This is a genomic window from Xanthomonas sp. 3075 (assembly GCF_014197275.1).
GTDB classification, from domain to species: Bacteria; Pseudomonadota; Gammaproteobacteria; order Xanthomonadales; family Xanthomonadaceae; genus Xanthomonas; species Xanthomonas campestris_B.
The window spans coordinates 1-16,888 of record NZ_JACIFI010000017.1 but is presented as its reverse complement, the minus strand read 5'-3'; the positions used below and the strand labels follow the sequence as shown (position 1 = coordinate 16,888).

Below are 16,888 nucleotides of genomic sequence, written 5' to 3'. Positions count from 1 at the left end.
ACGCGGTGCATCGCATCCATTCGAGGGAGACATCAAGATGAAGCCGAAATTTTCAACGGCGGCCGCCGCGTCGCTGTTTGTCGGGTCGTTGCTGGTAATTGGCGCTGCCTGCGCCGATTCCGCAATGGAAGTTGCGACAACTGGTTGGGCAACACAGAACGGTGGGACCAAGGGTGGGTCGAATGCGGCGGCTGCCAATATCTACACCGTCAAGAATGCCGCCGAGCTGAAGAGCGCGCTGAAGGCTAGCGTGGGCAGCAACGGGCGCATCATCAAGATCAGTGGCATCATCGATATCAGTGAAGGCACGCCCTATACCAAGACGGCGGACATGAAGTCGCGTGCGCGCCTGGACATTCCCACCAAGACCACGCTGATCGGCATTACCAACAACGCAGAGATTCGCGAGGGCTATTTCTACGTCAAGGCCAATGACGTCATCATCCGCAACCTGACCATCGAAAATCCCTGGGATCCGGAGCCTGTCTGGGATCCGAATGACGGCAACGCCGGCAACTGGAATTCCGAGTACGACGGGCTGACCGTGGAAGGTGCGTCCAACGTCTGGGTGGATCATGTCACCTTTACCGATGGCCGCCGCACCGACGACCAGAACGGCACCGCCAACGGCCGGCCCAAGCAGCATCACGATGGCGCAATGGACGTCAAGAAGGGCGCCGACTTCGTGACCATTTCGTACTCGGTGTTCAAATCGCACGAGAAGAATAATCTGATCGGCTCCAGCGACAGCGCATCCAGCACCGACAGCGGCAAGCTCAGGGTGACCATCCACAACACCTTGTTCGAAAATATTTCCGCGCGTGCACCGCGTGTGCGTTTCGGCCAGGTGCATCTGTACAACAACTACCACGTCGGCAGCACCAGCAATAAGGTGTACCCGTTCTCGCATGCGCATGGTGTGGGCAAGGAGTCGAAGATCTTCTCCGAGCGCAACGTGTTCGACATCAGCGGCGTGAGCAGTTGCGACAAGATCGCGGCCGACTACGGCGGCAGCGTGTATCGCGACCAGGGCTCGTTGCTCAATGGCAAGGCACTGTCGTGCTCCTGGAATTCCAACATCGGTTGGACGCCGCCCTACACCTACAACCTGCTGTCGGCCGACAAGGTGGCTGCAGACGTCAAGGCAAAGGCCGGCGCAGGCAAGCTCTAAGCTGGATGATGGGGAGTGACGCACAACGCCCGCAGTGATGCGGGCGTTGTGCGTTGGTGCGTGAGTGGGGCGCGCCGCGTGTTGCCGACCAGGGCTAGAGCTTGGCGCGTTGCTCGCGCAGGCCGCTCAGCTGGATGGTCCAGTCGTTCAAGCGCGCGCGTTCCTGTTCGACCACCACGGCCGGTGCGTTCTGCACGAAGGTGGCGTTGCCGAGCTTACCGTTGCACTTGCCGATTTCGCCTTCCACGCGTTTGATTTCCTTGTCCAGGCGCGTGCGTTCGGCATCCATGTCCACCAGGCCTTCCAGCGGCACCAGCAAGGTGAGCTCGCCGACGATGGCGGCCGCCGACGGCGGTGTGTCCTGGCCGGCATCGAGCCAATCGATCGCTTCGAGCTTGAGCAGGAACGCCAGTTGCGAGGCGAAACGCGCCACGCGGGTGCGATCGTCGGCAGTGCCGGCCTGCAACAGCAGACGCACCTGCTTGGACGGCGGCACGTTCAGCTCGCTGCGCACACGGCGCAATGCCGACACCATCGACTTCAGCCATTCGACGTCGGTTTCTGCGCTGGCGTAACCTGCGGTAGCGACATCGCCGGCCTGCGGGAACGCCTGCAAGGAAATCGTGGAGGCGGTGATGCCCAGGCGTGGTGCGACCTGCTGCCACAGTTCTTCGGTGATGAACGGGGTCAGCGGATGCAGCAGACGCAGCAGGGCCTCCAGCACATAGAGCAGGGTGTGGCGGGTGCTGGCCGCCGCCTCGCTGTCCTGACCATTGAGTGCGGGCTTGGCCAGCTCCACGAACCAATCGCAGAATGCATTCCAGGCGAATTCGTACAGCGATTGCGCGAGCAGGTCGAAGCGGTAGTTGGCGTAGTGCGCGTGGGTTTCTGCGGTGACCTTGTCCAGCCGCGCCAGGATCCACTTCTCCGCTTCGGTGCGCGGTTGCGGCACGCCGGCAAAGCGCGCGCCTTCGGTGTTCATCAGCACAAAGCGCGTGGCGTTCCACAGCTTGTTGCAGAAGTTCTTGTAGCCCTCGGCGCGGCCCAGGTCGAACTTGATGTCGCGGCCATGCGTGGCGAGTGCGGCGATGGTGAAGCGCAGCGCGTCGGCACCGTGGGCGATGATGCCGTCCGGGAATTCCTTGCGCGTGGCTTTTTCGATCTTCTCGGCCATGCGCGGCTGCATCAGCCCGTTGGTGCGCTTGGCGACCAGGTTCTCGATGCTGATGCCGTCGATGATGTCCAGCGGGTCGAGCACATTGCCCTTGGACTTGGACATCTTCTGGCCCTGCGCATCGCGGATCAGGCCGGTGATGTAGACATCGCGGAACGGCACCTGGCCGGTGAAGCTGTCGGTGGCCATGATCATGCGCGCCACCCAGAAGAAGATGATGTCGAAGCCGGTGACCAGCACCGACGACGGCAGATAGCGCTCGAAACCGCGCTCTGCCATCGTATCCGCATCCGGCCAGCCGAGCGTGGAGAACGGCCATAGTTGCGAGGAAAACCAGGTTTCCAGTACGTCGCTGTCCTGGTGCAATGCGATCTCTGCACCCAGGCCGTGCTTCGCACGCACCTCGACTTCGTCATGGCCGACATAGCACTTGCCTGCCTCGTCGAACCACGCCGGGATGCGATGCCCCCACCACAGCTGACGGCTGATGCACCAATCCTGGATGTTCTCCATCCAGTGGCGATAGGTGTTGATCCAGTTCGGCGGCACGAACTTGATCTGGCCGCTTTCCACCAGCTCCAGGCCACGCTTGGCCAGCGCGTCCATTTTGACGAACCACTGGTCGGTGAGATAGGGCTCGATCACCTGGCCGGTGCGGTCGCCGCGTGGGACCTGCAGTTTGTGCGGCTTGGTTTCCACTAGTACGCCCAGGTCTTCGAGGTCCGAGAGCACCAGCTTGCGGGCCTCGTAGCGATCTAGGCCGTGATATTTAGCAGGAATTTCAACATTGCCGGGATTCGGATAGTGCCGATAGTTGGCTTCCTTCCCAAATAGCTGGCTGTAGTTACCGCTTGAATCGGTAGGCCCATTACCTGCTGCATAGAAATCTGCCATACGCGATGCTATGGGGCTGGAACTTATCTTGGCATCAGGGGTGAGAATGTTGATCAACTGCAAACCATGCCGCACACCTACCGCGTAATCGTTGAAATCATGCGCAGGCGTGACCTTGACCACGCCGGTGCCGAAGGCGCGATCGACGTAATCGTCGGTGATCACCGGCACTTGCCGGCCGGTCAGCGGCAGCACGATGCGTTCGTTGTGCAGCGTGGCGTAGCGCGCATCGTCCGGGTGCACCATCACGGCGGTGTCGCCCAGCATGGTTTCCGGACGCGTGGTGGCCACCACCAGATAATCGCGGATCTCGCGCAGCGTCTCGACGCCGTCGGCATCGTGCTCGACGTGCTCGTAGGTCACGCCATCGGCCAGCGGGTAGCGGATCGACCACAAAAAGCCGTCTTCCTCGATGCTTTCCACTTCCAGATCGGAGATGGCGGTCTTCAGCACCGGGTCCCAGTTGACCAGCCGCTGTCCGCGATAGATCAGCCCTTGCTCGTACCAACGCACGAACGCTTCGTTGACCGCGGCCGACGGCTGCGGGTCCATGGTGAAGGTGCTGCGCGACCAGTCGCTGGAGGTGCCCAGGCGGCGCATCTGGCGCTCGATGGTGTCGCCGGAGTCGGCCTTCCAGTCCCACACCTTGGCGATGAACCCCTCGCGCCCGAGCGAGTCGCGCGTTTCACCGTTGCCTTCCAGCGCCAGATTGCGCGACACCACCATCTCGGTGGCGATGCCGGCGTGGTCGGTGCCCACCTGCCACAGCGTGTCGAAACCGCGCATGCGGTGATAGCGCACCAGCGCATCCATCAGCGTCTGCTGGAACGCATGGCCCATGTGCAGCGTGCCGGTCACGTTCGGCGGCGGCAGCAGCACGGTGTAGGGCTCGCCCTTGCCGGACGGCACGAAGTAACCGGCCGCCTCCCACTGCGCGTACAGACGCGATTCGAAGGAAGAGGGGTCGTAGCTGGAGGCGAGGGTGGTCATAAGGCGCGGAATGGGGAGTCGGGAATAGGGAATGGGGAAAGCGGGTGCATTGAAAGGTGAAGGTCTACGGGGCAGTCGATTCTCGATTCCCCATTCCCGATTCACATGTCGTACTTGGCCAGTTCCAGGCCCAGGGCCTTGTACTGCTTCCAGCGTTCGCGCAGCGGTTCGCGGGCGGCGGGGTCGGCGGGTACGACTTCCAGCACGCGGTCGCAGGCGCCCAGGTAGGGGTCGTCGCGCAGGTTGATCACCAGCGGGCGCGAGGGGGCGTCGAACTCGGGCGAGGCGATCAGCACCGGCGCCAGCTCGTCTTCCTCGTCGGTGCCGGCGATCTGGTGCGGGATGTAGGCCTCGTCGTCGAACGCCCACAGCAGGTCGTCCAGCGCTTCGGCCTGCGCAGCATCGCGCGCCAGGATCAGCGTAGACAGGTTGGCGTCGTTGGCCTTGCGCGCCAGCTCGCAGACCAGCCGCAGCGGTTCGTTGAGGAAGCGCGGTTTGGCGATCAGATAGAAGTCGGCGCGGGGCATCAGGCGGTCACAAAGCGGGAGGAGAGCACGAATTCGGTGGTCAGGCCGGCGGCTATAAACAGGGCGGCAAAGCCGAGCACGGCCAGCAGCAGGCCACCAAACGCGCGCAGGCGGCGCCCGGGCGGGCGCGAACGGTACAGGTATACCGGCAGGAACAACACGGCTAACGCCACGATGCCGATATTCATCCAGGCCGGCCGGCGGTAGCCGAGCCGGCGGCTGTCGGCCGCCAGCCAAACGAACAACAGCGCAAGCTGCACAACGACCCATAGCAGGTCGATGCCGGGGCTGGTCCAGCCCGGCACCGCGCTGGCTGCTCCGTTCGCGACGGAAAAGCCAGCGATCAGGGCCAGTGCAGCGCGTGGCGACATCAGGCGGCGCGATCCAGCAGCCACTGCGTCAACAACCCCACCGGGCGACCGGTGGCCATGCCGCGCTTGCCTTCGTCGCTGGCCACGCCGGCGATGTCCAGATGCGCCCAGCGCTGGTTTTCGGTGAAGCGCGACAGGAAGCAGCCGGCGGTGATCGCGCCACCCCAGCGGCCGCCGATGTTGTAGACGTCGGCGAAGGTGGAATCGAGCAGGCCTTGGTATTCGTCCCACAGCGGCAGACGCCAGGCGCGGTCGAACACGTGTTCGCCAGCGGCCAGCAGCTCGTTGGCCAGGTCGTCGTGCTTGCTCATCAGGCCGGCGGTCTGGTGGCCCAGCGCCACCATGCAGGCGCCGGTCAGCGTGGCCACGTCCACCAGTGCTTCGGGGTTGAAGCGCTCGGCGTAGGTCAGCGCATCGCACAGGATCAGGCGGCCTTCGGCGTCGGTATTGCCGACCTCGATGGTCTTGCCGGACATGCTGGTGATGACGTCCGAGGGACGATAGGCATTGCCGTCGATGGCGTTTTCCACCGCCGGCACCACCACCACCAGGTTGATCGGCAGTTCGGCCTTGACCGTGGCCACGAAGGTGCCGATGACGTTGGCGCCACCGCACATGTCGTACTTCATTTCCTCGATGCCGCCCTGCGTCTTGAGATTGACGCCGCCGGTATCGAAGGTGATGCCCTTGCCCACCAGCACATACGGGCGCGCATCGCCGCCGCCGTTCCACTTCAGCACGATCAGCCGCGGGCGGTTGGCCGAGCCGCGCGCCACCGACAGCAGCGAGCCCATGCCCAGCGACTCCATCTGCGCCTCATCCAGGATCTCGGCTTCGGCACCGGCGTACTTGCCGGCGAATGCGGCCGCAGTGTCGGCCAGGTAGGCCGGGGTGCAGTAGTTCGGCGGCAGGTTGCCCAGCTCGCGGGCGAACTCCACGCCCTCGGCGGTGGCCACGCCCACGGCCAGCGCGCGGGCGTCGTCGCCGGCGATCGCCAGGGTGGTCAGGCCGGTCTCGTCCACCTTCTTCTTGCCCAGGGTGGCGGTGTAGCGATAGGCCGCATGGTCGCTGACGATGACTGCCTGGCGGATATTCCAGGCCGCGTCGCGGGCCTTGACGGTGAGTTCTGTCAGGGTGAGCAGGGCGGTGCCGACCGCGCCGGTCTTCAGCGCGCGGGTCGCATCGCCGATCGCCTTGAGGTAGGGCGCCACGCCGAACTTGCCGGGCTCGCCCAGGCCGACCACCAGCACGCGCGGGGCGGTCACGCCGGGCAGGTCGTGGACCAGGGTGGTGCTGCCGGTCTTGGCAGCCACGTCGCCGCGTGCCACCAGGGCCGTCAGGCGGCCCTGGCTGGCGCTGTCCAGCGCCTGTGCGGCGGGCGACAGGGTCTTGTCGGCGAATACGCCAACCACGATGCAGTCGACGTGGGCGCTTGCCGGCGCGTCTTGGTTCAGGGTGAATTGCAGGGCCATTGATCAGATTCCGTAGGCAAATCCGTACAATCGCGGACTGTTTACGCCAACCTGACTAGGCTGGCGACGCCGCGAACGAATCCGAGAGTTTAAAACAAGCCCACCCCATGCCGAAGCTCGATCGATACCTGCTTAGCGATTTCACCCAGAGCTTCCTGGCCACCTTGATCGTGCTGCTGGTCGTCAGCGTGGGCGGTGTGCTGGTGGATATCCTCGGCAATATCGCCGACGGCCGCATCCCAGCTCGCTTGCTGCTGTCTCAGGTGGGTCTGCAATTTGTGGCCTACCTGCCGATCATCCTGCCGCTGGCGTTGATGCTCGGCCTGCTGCTGGCGCTGGCGCGGCTGTACCGGGATTCAGAAATGGCGGTCATTACCGCCATTGGCGTGGGTCCCAAGCGCATGTTGCGGCCGATGCTGATACTGGTGGTGCCGGTGGTGATCGTCATCGGGCTGTGCTCGCTGTGGCTGGGTCCGTGGGCCAGCCGCACCGCCGAGACCATGCTGGAAGACGCCAACCGCAGCGTGCTGATGGCCGGCCTGGAATCGGGCAAGTTCACCCCGCTGTCCGGTGGCGGCGTGGTCTACCTGACCACGATCTCGGCCAATGGCAAGGGCCTGGGCAAGGTGTTCATGCAGCGCCAGAAGGACGACCGCATCGATGTGGTCACCGCCGACCGCGGCGCGATGTTCTTCGAAGGCAAGGCCGACCGCTACCTGCGCCTGGAGGACGGTTACCGCATCGAGGGGCCGGCTGCCGGCGACACCCTGGATTACCGCTTGATGAAGTTCGCCAGCAACGATGTGGCCTTGCCCGACCGCAGCCAGGTGCACGATGCCAACGATCCGGAAGTGATGTGGACCACCCAACTGCTGTCCGATGAGCGCCCCGCTGCGCGGGCGCAGCTGCATGAACGCCTGGCGCCGCCGTTGCTGGCCCTGGCGTTTGCGCTGCTGACCCTGCCGCTGTCACGCAGTGCGCCACGCCAGCAGCGCTACGGCCGGATCATGCTGGCCTTCCTGGCCTACATGGTGGGCACCAATCTGATGATCGTCGGCACCCAGTGGATCGCCAACGGCAAGACCCCGGCCGCGCTCGGGCTGTGGTGGCTGACGCTGCCGCTGCTGGCGGTGGCGATCTGGGCGTATGCGCGCGATGGCCGCGTGCGTCGACCGAGGGCGGGCGCATGAGGCTGCTGCCGCGGGTGCACGACCTGTATGTCGGTCGCGTGGTGTTGTTCACCGTGCTGCTGACCTGGGCGGTGTTGCTGGGTCTGGACCTGATCAACGCGTTTGCCAGCGAGGCCAAGAGCATCGGCCAGGGCAGCTACAGCTTCGGCCATGCGGTGGCCTATGTGGCCTACACCGTGCCGCGCCGGGCGTACACCATGTTTCCCACCGCCGCGGTGATCGGCGCGCTGATGGGCCTGGGCCAGTTGGCCGCCACCTCCGAATTGACCGCGTTGCGCGCGCTGGGCGTGTCGCGCAAGCGTATGTCGGCCTCGGTGGTCGCGGCAATGGCGCTGCTGACCGCCGGCATGGTGATCAGCGGCGAGACCGTGGGCCCCTGGGCGCAGAACCAGGCCGACTCGCTCAAGGCCAGCGCCCGCTTCAACAGCAACATGGCGGCGGCGCGCTACTCGGGCCTGTGGGCGCGTGAAGGCAACACCTTCCTCAATGCGCTGAGCGGCGAAGAGAAGCTGCTCGATGGCGGCGGCACTGCGCTGGATCTGCATGACGTGCGGCTGTATCAGCTCGCTGCCGATGGCCGCCTGCAGCAGCTGACCTATGCATCCCTGGCCGAGAATCGCGATGGCGTCTGGACGCTGCGCCAGGTGCGTCGCGACACGTTCCAGGAACGCGCGGTGCAGCGCGAAACCTTCCCCGAGTTGCCGTGGCAATCGCAGCTCAGTCCGGCGGCGCTGGCCGCCGGCTTGGCCAAACCGCGCAATCTGTCCGCACGCGATCTGGAACAGAGCATCGAGTACCGGCGCCGCAACGGCCTGGATGCGCGCGATTACGAAGATCAGTACTGGAGCCGCTGGTTCTATCCGGTCAACGTGCTGGCGCTGTGCATGGCGGCGATTCCGTTTTCGTTCGGTTCGTTGCGTAGCGGCGGGTTGGGCAAGCGCCTGTTTCTGGGCATCCTGTTCGCGTTGGGCTTCTGGCTGTTGCAGCTGTTCTTCGGCCGGATGGCCGGCGCGCTCAAGCTGGATTACCGCATCGCCTATGCGCTGCCGCCGATGGTGATGCTTGGGGTATCGGCGTGGCTGTTCCGGCGGCGCAGCAGCTAAGCGCCATGCGACGGTTTAGCTGGGTCGGGCTGGCAATGTGCGTGCCCTACGCGGTGCTGATCGTGCAGTGCCAGCGGTTGGCGCATGCTCCGCATGTCAATGACAAAAGCCGGCTCGTGTGGGAGCAATTGCCGGTTTTGCCGCAGATGGTGTTAGCCGCGTCGTCAGGTCTTGGGCCTCTGTTCGACTGGTTGCCCTACGGGGTGGCGTATGCGTGGCTTGCGACACAAGCGTTCGTGATGCTGTATCTGTTCGGTTGGGCGCTGGATGAATTTTTCAGAGCCCGTGGCCGGTCAGGGCAGGGTGCATCGGCCGGGCAGGATGCGGCGACCCGGGACGAGGATCGGCGCTGAGCGCTGAGTGCGTTGGGTCGAACAGATCAAGTGGACGGGACGGTTGCGGCGTCGTGCCGGCACACCGCGTGCCCTGGCGTGTCGCGGCGTCATCGCCAGTCAGGGCGCCGGTTTAGAGCTGCGTTGCAGCCTGGTCCCGCTTGCGCGGTCGTGCCACGCCAGCCGGTCGCGATCCAGCCACGCCCACCAGAATCCCAGCCCGCCCAGCGCCAGCGACAAGGTGCCGACGGCGTAGCGGATCCACAGCGCACGCCATGAGGCCTGCGGGCCGATCAGGCGCAGTCGCCACGGGCGCATGCCCAGGGTCTGACCACCGCGACGCCAGCTGACGGTGGCGTACACCCCGGCGGCGATCCAGCAACACAGCCACAACAGCCATTGCCAGCCACTGAAGGGGGCGATGTTTTCGCGCGCCGGGTGCCCGGCAAGCGTGAATCCCAGCGTGAACGCGGTGGAGATCAGCATCCAGAGCGCCACGACCGGCCAGAGGTCGTAGCACATCGCCAGCAGCCGCCAGCCCACCAGGGCAGGCGCGCGCGGGGGACGGGGCGCGGAGATCGAGGTCATGCCGCGAGCATAGCGGGCGTGCCTTGCAACGCAACGCCGCGCTGCGTCAGCGGCCTGCGCGGTTGGCGCCTGTGGATATCCGGCAGGGTTGGCGACGCGTGGAGCGTCGAGGCGTGCGCGCAGCGCTGCGGCGGCGGCATCGCAACGCACGCAGCACGTTCTATGCTGTGGCGATGTCTGCCAGCAATCCCGCCGAACGCCGTCAACTCGCCCAGCAGCTCCCGCCGCTGCAGGCCGCCGATGCCGCTGCCATCGAGCGGTTTCTGGACCGTTTCTGGGCCGAGCAGGGGGTGACACGACAGACGCTGGACAGTTATCGGCGCGATCTCGAAGGCCTGGCACGCTGGCGCGATGGGGCCGGTGGCGGCTTGCTGGGGGTCGATCGTGCGGCGCTGTTCGATTATCTGGAATGGCGCGCCAACGCGCGCTACTCGCCGCGCAGTACCGCCCGGCTGCTGTCGACGCTGCGCGCGTTCTACGGGGTGTGCCTGCGCGATGGAGTGCGCAGCGACGACCCGACGGCGCTGATCGATCCGCCCCATCTGCCACGTTCGCTGCCCAAGGCGCTGACCGAGAGCCAGATCGAGGCGCTGCTGGCCGCGCCCGACATCGCCACGCCATTGGGCCTGCGCGACCGCGCCATGCTGGAGTTGATGTATGCCGCCGGCCTGCGGGTCAGCGAGCTGGTGAATCTGCCGGCGGTGGGGGTCAATCTGCGTCAGGGCGTGTTGCGGGTGACCGGCAAGGGCAGCAAGGATCGGCTGGTGCCGTTGGGCGAGGAATCCCAGCATTGGCTGGAATGCTATCTGCGCGATGCGCGCCCGCTGCTGGCCGATCACAAGCCGGTGGCCGCAGTGGATGGGCAGGTGCCGTTGTTCATCGATGCGGCGCGGCAGCCGCCCAGTCGCCAGCAGTTCTGGGCGCTGGTCAAACGCTACGCAGCACTGGCCGGGATCGATCCGGCCACGGTCAGCCCGCACGGGTTGCGCCACAGCTTCGCCACGCATCTGCTCAACCACGGCGCGGACCTGCGCGCGCTGCAGATGCTGCTGGGTCACAGCTCGCTGTCGACCACGCAGATCTACACGTTGGTCGCGCGCCAGCATCTGCAGAAGCTGCACGCCGCCCATCATCCGCGCGGGTAGGCGGCTGCGGGACAGCGGGACGGCATGCGCGTGTGGCGCAGCGGAGCGCGGGGATGTCTGTTGCGGCCCTGCATCGGGCCGCCGACGGGGCCTGCCATGGGTGGGACGGCGATGCACGGCGCGCAGTGGCGCATCCGGTCTTACTGGATCGGGAACGTGACCGCAGCGGTGCCGATCAGGCGATGGGTGGGTGTCGAGCCGCCTGCAGCGTGGGTTGCGCGTGCGCGCCGGCCAGCCTGCGGACCCCCGTCACCCCTGCGGCACGCATGCAACCGGCCTGCATTCCCGCCGAGCAGCAAGCGGCGGCCAGGCTTCATGCGCGCTGTGCGAGAATCCATGCACCCCATTCCACTGGATGCGTGAATGTATCGTCTTGCCATCGCCGCGCTGCTGGGCGCGATCAGCCTTACCGCCTGCGCACAATCCTCGCAGCCTGCGGCAAGCACCGCCGGCGCCAAGCCAGCCGGCGCCGCTGCCCCCGCTGCCGCCGGCAATGTGGATCAGCGCGTGAGTACTGCACTCAAGGCGTTGGACCCGGACTTCAAGCCCGATTACATCGGCGCCGCGCCGTTTCCCGGCTTCCGCGAGGTCGTGGTGGGCGGGCAGGTGCTGTACGTCAGCGACGACGGCCGTTACCTGATTCAGGCGCAGCCGTTCGATATCCAGAACAAGCAGTTCGCCGCCAGCCCGGGCTTGCTGGCCTATCGCCGCAAGCAGCTGGAGACCGTTCCCAAGGCCGACCGCATCGTGTTCGCGCCGGCAAATCCCAAGTACACCGTGACGGTCTTCACCGACGTGGAATGCGGTTACTGCCGCAAGCTGCACAGCGAGATCGGCGAACTCAACAAGCAGGGAATCGCGGTGGAATACCTGGCGTTTCCGCGCATGGGCCTGGGCAGCCAGGACCACAAGGAGATGGTCGCGGTGTGGTGCGCCGCCGACCGCAAGCAGGCCCTGACGGCGGCCAAATCCGGGCAGCCGGTGAACGCCAAGGACTGCAAGAACCCGGTGTCGATGGAATACACCCTGGGCCAGCGTCTGGGCGTCAACGGCACCCCGGCGATCTTTGCGCCGGACGGCACCCAGCTCGGTGGCTACCTGCCGCCGGCGCAGCTGCGCGAGGCGCTGGAAAAGCGCGCCGTCACCACGGCCGGCGGTAGCCGCTGAGGTCTCCGGCAGCGGCGCTGTGATGCTGCTTTGACGCCGGCCGCTGCGACGGTCGGCGTGATCGATCAAGAGGCCGGGATGCGCATGCATTCCGGCCTCTTGCGTTTCAGGGGTGGGCTGACGGTGTCGGTTGTGTGCTGTGAGAGCGGCGGCGGACCGGCGTTGGTCGGCGCTGCGTGGGTCGCTACCGCGTTGGTATCCGGGCCGGCGGCAGCTGCGCGCGAGAATCCCCGATGGCATCGCCATCCGCCCTTGGCCGTTGCCGCATCGGGCCGGAACGCGCCGCATCCAGGCAAGGCGGTGCGACGCATCACCCGACAGATCGGCAGCCGACCCACGCCGGGTCCGGCGCCGATGCATCCGCTCCGTTACAATCTGCAGCCCCGTTTCTGACACGGTTCCCCGGACATGATGGTCCTCGAGGGCGCTTCCGCCCTTTCGCCGTTCCGCCGCGCTCGGCTCGAAACCCGCCTGCAAACCCTCGTTCCCGCGCTGCGCATCACTGGCGCCTGGCACGTGTACTTCATACGCGCCGAGGCCGGGCAAGCGCCCGACCAGGCTACCTTGCAGCGGATCCTGCAGGCCGAAGCGGCGCCCGCGCCGCGCGCCGAAGACGCCTCCTCGCGCTATGTGGTGCCGCGTCTGGGCACGCTGTCGCCGTGGTCGAGCAAGGCCACCGAGCTGGTGCGCGGGGCCGGGCAGCCGATCCAGCGCGTGGAGCGTGGCACCCGTATCGACCTGGCCGGCTGGCCACAGGATGCCGCCGAGCAGGCGGCCGTGGCCAAGCTGCTGCACGACCCGATGACGCAGTCGCTGCTCGGTTCGGCCGCCGCCGCCGAGGCGCTGTTCAATGTGCCCGATCCCGGCCAGCTGCAGCGCGTGCCGCTGGCGGCGCTGGAACAGGCCAACCGCGACCTGGGCCTGGCCCTGGCGCAGGACGAGATCGACTATCTGCGCGAGCGCTTCGCCGAGCTGGGCCGCGACCCGGCCGACGTCGAACTGATGATGTTTGCCCAGGCCAACTCCGAGCACTGCCGGCACAAGATCTTCAACGCCAGCTGGACCATCGACGGCAAGGAGCAGGAACGCTCGCTGTTCCGCATGATCAAGCACACCCACCAGCAGACCCCGCAGCACACCTTGTCGGCCTACAGCGACAACGCGGCAGTGGTGGAAGGCGTGCCGGCCGCGCGCTATCGCCCGGATCCGGCCAGCGGCGAATACCGCAGCGAGGCAGTGTTGCCGTCGGCGTTTGCGATCAAGGTGGAAACGCATAACCACCCCACTGCGATCGCGCCATTTCCCGGCGCGGCCACCGGTGCCGGCGGCGAGATCCGCGACGAAGGCGCCACCGGGCGCGGCGGCAAGCCCAAGGCCGGACTGACCGGTTTCACGGTGTCGCACCTGCGCATCCCGACCCTGCCACAGCCGTGGGAAGCGCCGCGCGCGCTGAACCCGCGCATGGCCCCGGCGCTGGACATCATGCTCGACGGCCCGCTGGGCGGCGCCGCATTCAACAACGAATTCGGCCGGCCGAACCTGCTCGGTTATTTCCGCAGTTTCGAACTGGCCGAAGGCCCGGGTCTGACCCGCGCCTACGACAAGCCGATCATGCTGGCCGGCGGCCTGGGCGCAATCGATCGCAATCAGGTCGAAAAGCTGCGCCTGCAGCCGGGCGATGCGGTGATCGTGCTGGGCGGCCCGGCGATGCTGATCGGCCTGGGCGGTGGTGCGGCCAGTTCGGTGGCGGCCGGCGACAGCGCCGAGGCGCTGGATTTCGCCAGCGTGCAGCGCGAAAACCCGGAGATGGAGCGCCGCTGCCAGGAGGTCATCGACCGCTGCGTGGCACTGGGCATCGACAACCCAATCCGCTGGTTCCACGACGTGGGTGCGGGCGGGCTGTCCAACGCCATTCCCGAATTGCTGCACGACTCCGGCGTGGGCGGCATCATCGACCTGGGCCGGGTGCTCAGCGACGACCCGTCGCTGTCGCCGCTGGAACTGTGGTGCAACGAATCGCAGGAACGTTATGTGCTGGGCGTGCCGCAGGCACGCCTGGACGAATTCGCCGCGATTTGCGCGCGCGAGCGCTGCCCGTTTGCGGCAGTGGGCGTGGCCACGGCCGAGGAGCGGCTGGTGGTTGGGTATGGAGTCTTCGACTCCGGGATTGGAGATTCGGGATTCGGGATTCGCAACGGCGCGTTGCCGGCTGCCGATGCCGCTTCTGCCCATTCCCTATTCCCCACTCCCGATTCCCCGCTCCCGATCGATCTGCCGATGGATGTCCTCTTCGGCAAGGCGCCGAAGATGCATCGCGATGCAGTGCATCCGCCGGCGCCGCAGTGGCCGGTGTTGCAGACCGCCACGCTGGAGTTGCAGCAGGCCGGGTTGCGCGTGCTGGCGCATCCCACGGTTGCATCGAAGAGCTTTCTGGTCACCATCGGCGACCGCAGCGTGGGCGGTTTGACCGCGCGCGAGCAGATGATCGGGCCGTGGCAGCTGCCGCTGGCCGATTGCGCGATCACCCTGGCCGGTTTCGATACCTTTGCCGGCGAAGCGATGTCGATCGGCGAGCGCACCCCGCTGGCGTTGTTGAACGCAGCCGCGTCGTCCCGGATGGCAGTGGGCGAGGCGATCACCAACCTGTGCGCGGCCCCGGTGCAGACGCTGGACAGCATCAAGCTGTCGGCCAACTGGATGGCCGCCGCCGGTCACGCCGGCGAAGACGCCTTGCTGTACGACGCCGTGCGTGCGATCGGCATGGAACTGTGCCCGGCACTCGAACTGAGCGTGCCGGTGGGCAAGGACTCGCTGTCGATGCAGGCGCAGTGGCCTGCCGGGAATCGGGAATCGCGAATCGGGAATGGTGAAACGCCACAGCCCTCCGCTTTTACCATTCCCGATTCCCGACTCCCCATTCCCGGTGAAACGCTGAAAAGCGTTTCACCTGTCTCGCTGATCATCAGTGCGTTCGCGCCTGTCGGCGATGTGCGGACGCAGTTGACGCCGTTGCTGCGCAGCGATGAAGAAAGCGAGCTGTGGTTGATCGGCCTGGGGGGCGGCAAGCAGCGTCTGGGTGGCTCGGTGCTGGCGCAGGTGTATGCCGACGATGCGGCGTTGCCGGCGTTCGGCGGCGAAGTGCCGGATCTGGACGATGCGCAGCGGCTGCGTAGTTTCTTCGAGTTGATCCGTGCTGCGCGCGAGAGCGGTTTGTTGCTGGCGTATCACGATCGCAGCGATGGCGGTGCGTTCGCGGCGCTGTGCGAGATGGCGTTCGCCTCGCGGCAGGGGCTGGATATCACGCTGGATGCGTGGGGCGACGACGCGTTCCGTAGTCTGTTCAACGAAGAACTGGGCGCGGTGGTGCAGATCGCCAGCGAGGATCGCGCTGCGTTCGCCGATCTGGTCGAGCGGCATGCCTTGACCGAATGCGCGCAGCGCATCGCACGCCCCACCGGCGCGCCGCGCATCCGCGTGAGCGAGCAGGGCCGGGTGCTGGCCGAGTGGCGTTGGGAAGAATTGTTCGATGCCTGGTGGTCGGTGAGCCACGCCATGCAGAAACTGCGCGACAACCCGGATAGCGCCGACGAAGAGCGCGCGCTGGCGCGCGACTTCCAGGCGCCGGGACTGCGTCCGAAGCTGGTGTTCGATCCGTCCGAAGACGTGGCCGCGCCGTTCGTGGCGACCGGTGCGCGGCCCAAGGTGGCGATCCTGCGCGAGCAGGGCGTCAACGGGCAGATCGAGATGGCCTACAACTTCGAGCGCGCCGGTTTCCGTGCGTTCGACGTGCACATGAGTGACCTGATCGAAGGACGTGTGGATCTGGCGCAGTTCTCCGGCTTCGCGGCCTGCGGCGGTTTCAGCTACGGCGACGTGCTGGGTGCCGGCCGTGGTTGGGCCACCTCGATCCTGGAGCGGTCGGCCTTGCGCGATGCGTTCGCCGCGTTCTTCGCCCGTAGCGATACGTTCGCGCTGGGCGTGTGCAACGGCTGCCAGATGCTCAGCCAGCTCAAGGACATCATTCCCGGCGCCGAGCATTGGCCGCGCTTTTTGCGCAATCGCAGCGAGCAGTTCGAAGCGCGCACTGCGTTGCTGGAAGTGGTGGAGTCGCCGTCGATCTTCCTGCGTGGCATGGCTGGCTCGCGTATTCCGGTGGCGGTGGCGCACGGCGAAGGCCGTGCCGAGTTCGACTCCGTGGTGGACCAGGCCGCTGTGCGGGTGGCCTTGCGCTTCATCGATGGCGATGGTGCGGTTGCATCGCACTACCCGCTCAATCCGAACGGCTCGCCGGACGGCATCACCGGGCTGACCAGCACCGATGGACGCGCCACCATCCTGATGCCGCATCCCGAGCGCACCCCGCGCACGGCGAACCTGAGTTGGCACCCGGCCGACTGGGGTGAGGACTCGCCGTGGTTGCGCATGTTCCGCAATGCGCGCGTGTGGTGCGGTTGATGCAGTAGTGCGCGCCTGATCCCGTCTGGCGGCAGTGAAAAACCCGGTGGCCGTGTGCAGCGATGCACACGGCCACTGTCGTTTTCGCTGTTGTCGTTTTTTGTGTCTACGCCAGTGCGCGCTTGTTCGAGCGCTGCACTGACCTGCCCCCACTGAGCCGTACCAGCTGAAGCTATAAAGTCCGTGCCCCCAAGAGGACGGACATGAAGAAGAGCAGATTCAGCACCGAGCAGATCATCGGGTTTATCAAGCAGGCCGACGCGGGCATGGCCGTGGCGGAGTTGTGCCGTCGGCATGGCTTCAGCCCGG

Annotated in this window: 13 protein-coding genes; 8 read left to right on the top strand and 5 right to left on the bottom strand. The window is 66.3% G+C overall.

Annotated features, from left to right (window positions below; all coding sequences use genetic code 11):
• Positions 1–37: 37 nt before the first annotated feature.
• Positions 38–1,171: a pectate lyase gene (locus GGR62_RS15645; RefSeq protein ID WP_184408781.1), complete on the top strand. Its 1,134-nt coding sequence runs from the start codon at positions 38–40 to the stop codon at positions 1,169–1,171.
• 94 nt (positions 1,172–1,265) lie between these two features.
• On the opposite strand, the gene GGR62_RS15640 is transcribed toward GGR62_RS15645, so the two are convergent.
• The 4 genes from GGR62_RS15640 to GGR62_RS15625 form a co-directional block, all read right to left on the bottom strand.
• On the bottom strand, positions 1,266–4,229 hold the full coding sequence (locus tag GGR62_RS15640) for a valine--tRNA ligase (protein WP_184408780.1): 2,964 nt from the start codon (positions 4,227–4,229) through the stop codon (positions 1,266–1,268).
• Positions 4,230–4,330: 101 nt separating this feature from the next.
• Positions 4,331–4,756: a DNA polymerase III subunit chi gene (locus tag GGR62_RS15635; RefSeq protein WP_184408779.1), complete on the bottom strand. Its 426-nt coding sequence runs from the start codon at positions 4,754–4,756 to the stop codon at positions 4,331–4,333.
• Positions 4,756–5,127 carry a hypothetical protein gene (locus GGR62_RS15630; RefSeq protein WP_184408778.1) on the bottom strand — a complete coding sequence of 124 codons (372 nt, stop codon included), beginning with the start codon at positions 5,125–5,127 and terminating at the stop codon, positions 4,756–4,758. The genes GGR62_RS15635 and GGR62_RS15630 overlap by 1 nt, the downstream gene beginning before the upstream one ends.
• Positions 5,127–6,599 (bottom strand): leucyl aminopeptidase, encoded by a 1,473-nt coding sequence (locus GGR62_RS15625; protein ID WP_184408777.1) that lies wholly within the window; start codon positions 6,597–6,599, stop codon positions 5,127–5,129. The genes GGR62_RS15630 and GGR62_RS15625 overlap by 1 nt, the downstream gene beginning before the upstream one ends.
• A 107-nt stretch (positions 6,600–6,706) precedes the next feature.
• Here GGR62_RS15625 and lptF point away from each other — a divergent pair, with 107 nt between their 5' ends.
• Genes lptF through GGR62_RS15610 form a run of 3 tightly spaced genes read left to right on the top strand, consistent with a single transcriptional unit; the run spans position 6,707 to position 9,245 of the window.
• The gene (gene lptF, locus GGR62_RS15620; RefSeq protein WP_184408776.1) at positions 6,707–7,789 is read left to right on the top strand and encodes an LPS export ABC transporter permease LptF; all 1,083 of its coding nucleotides are present in this window, start codon (positions 6,707–6,709) and stop codon (positions 7,787–7,789) included.
• Positions 7,786–8,892, top strand: coding sequence for an LPS export ABC transporter permease LptG (lptG, locus tag GGR62_RS15615; RefSeq protein WP_184408775.1), 1,107 nt, complete (start codon positions 7,786–7,788; stop codon positions 8,890–8,892). Before lptF ends, lptG begins: the two co-directional genes overlap by 4 nt.
• A 5-nt stretch (positions 8,893–8,897) precedes the next feature.
• Positions 8,898–9,245 carry a hypothetical protein gene (locus GGR62_RS15610; protein ID WP_184408774.1) on the top strand — a complete coding sequence of 116 codons (348 nt, stop codon included), beginning with the start codon at positions 8,898–8,900 and terminating at the stop codon, positions 9,243–9,245.
• A gap of 99 nt (positions 9,246–9,344) precedes the next feature.
• On the opposite strand, the gene GGR62_RS15605 is transcribed toward GGR62_RS15610, so the two are convergent.
• A complete protein-coding gene (locus GGR62_RS15605; RefSeq protein WP_184408773.1) occupies positions 9,345–9,812 on the bottom strand; it encodes an RDD family protein in 468 nt (155 codons plus the stop codon).
• A 173-nt stretch (positions 9,813–9,985) separates the two neighbouring features.
• On the opposite strand from GGR62_RS15605, the gene xerD reads away from it, so the two are divergent.
• The 4 genes from xerD to GGR62_RS15585 form a co-directional block, all read left to right on the top strand.
• Positions 9,986–10,957: a site-specific tyrosine recombinase XerD gene (gene xerD, locus GGR62_RS15600; RefSeq protein WP_184408772.1), complete on the top strand. Its 972-nt coding sequence runs from the start codon at positions 9,986–9,988 to the stop codon at positions 10,955–10,957.
• Between the two features lie 363 nt (positions 10,958–11,320).
• A complete protein-coding gene (locus GGR62_RS15595) occupies positions 11,321–12,124 on the top strand; it encodes a DsbC family protein (RefSeq protein WP_184408771.1) in 804 nt (267 codons plus the stop codon).
• 408 nt (positions 12,125–12,532) lie between these two features.
• A complete protein-coding gene (gene purL, locus GGR62_RS15590; RefSeq protein ID WP_184408770.1) occupies positions 12,533–16,579 on the top strand; it encodes a phosphoribosylformylglycinamidine synthase in 4,047 nt (1,348 codons plus the stop codon).
• Positions 16,580–16,782: 203 nt separating this feature from the next.
• On the top strand, positions 16,783–16,888 hold a 106-nt coding region (locus tag GGR62_RS15585), incomplete at its 3' end, for a transposase (protein WP_184408769.1).

Excerpts from the sequence above, each read along its gene's own strand:
- xerD (WP_184408772.1), top strand. The coding sequence starts at position 9,986 with ATGTCTGCCAGCAATCCCGCCGAACGCCGTCAACTCGCCCAGCAGCTC.
- GGR62_RS15640 (WP_184408780.1), bottom strand. The coding sequence starts at position 4,229 with ATGACCACCCTCGCCTCCAGCTACGACCCCTCTTCCTTCGAATCGCGT.
- lptF (WP_184408776.1), top strand. The coding sequence starts at position 6,707 with ATGCCGAAGCTCGATCGATACCTGCTTAGCGATTTCACCCAGAGCTTC.
- GGR62_RS15625 (WP_184408777.1), bottom strand. The coding sequence starts at position 6,599 with ATGGCCCTGCAATTCACCCTGAACCAAGACGCGCCGGCAAGCGCCCAC.
- purL (WP_184408770.1), top strand. The coding sequence starts at position 12,533 with ATGATGGTCCTCGAGGGCGCTTCCGCCCTTTCGCCGTTCCGCCGCGCT.
- GGR62_RS15605 (WP_184408773.1), bottom strand. The coding sequence starts at position 9,812 with ATGACCTCGATCTCCGCGCCCCGTCCCCCGCGCGCGCCTGCCCTGGTG.
- GGR62_RS15610 (WP_184408774.1), top strand. The coding sequence starts at position 8,898 with ATGCGACGGTTTAGCTGGGTCGGGCTGGCAATGTGCGTGCCCTACGCG.
- GGR62_RS15635 (WP_184408779.1), bottom strand. The coding sequence starts at position 4,756 with ATGCCCCGCGCCGACTTCTATCTGATCGCCAAACCGCGCTTCCTCAAC.
- GGR62_RS15630 (WP_184408778.1), bottom strand. The coding sequence starts at position 5,127 with ATGTCGCCACGCGCTGCACTGGCCCTGATCGCTGGCTTTTCCGTCGCG.
- GGR62_RS15595 (WP_184408771.1), top strand. The coding sequence starts at position 11,321 with ATGTATCGTCTTGCCATCGCCGCGCTGCTGGGCGCGATCAGCCTTACC.
- lptG (WP_184408775.1), top strand. The coding sequence starts at position 7,786 with ATGAGGCTGCTGCCGCGGGTGCACGACCTGTATGTCGGTCGCGTGGTG.
- GGR62_RS15645 (WP_184408781.1), top strand. The coding sequence starts at position 38 with ATGAAGCCGAAATTTTCAACGGCGGCCGCCGCGTCGCTGTTTGTCGGG.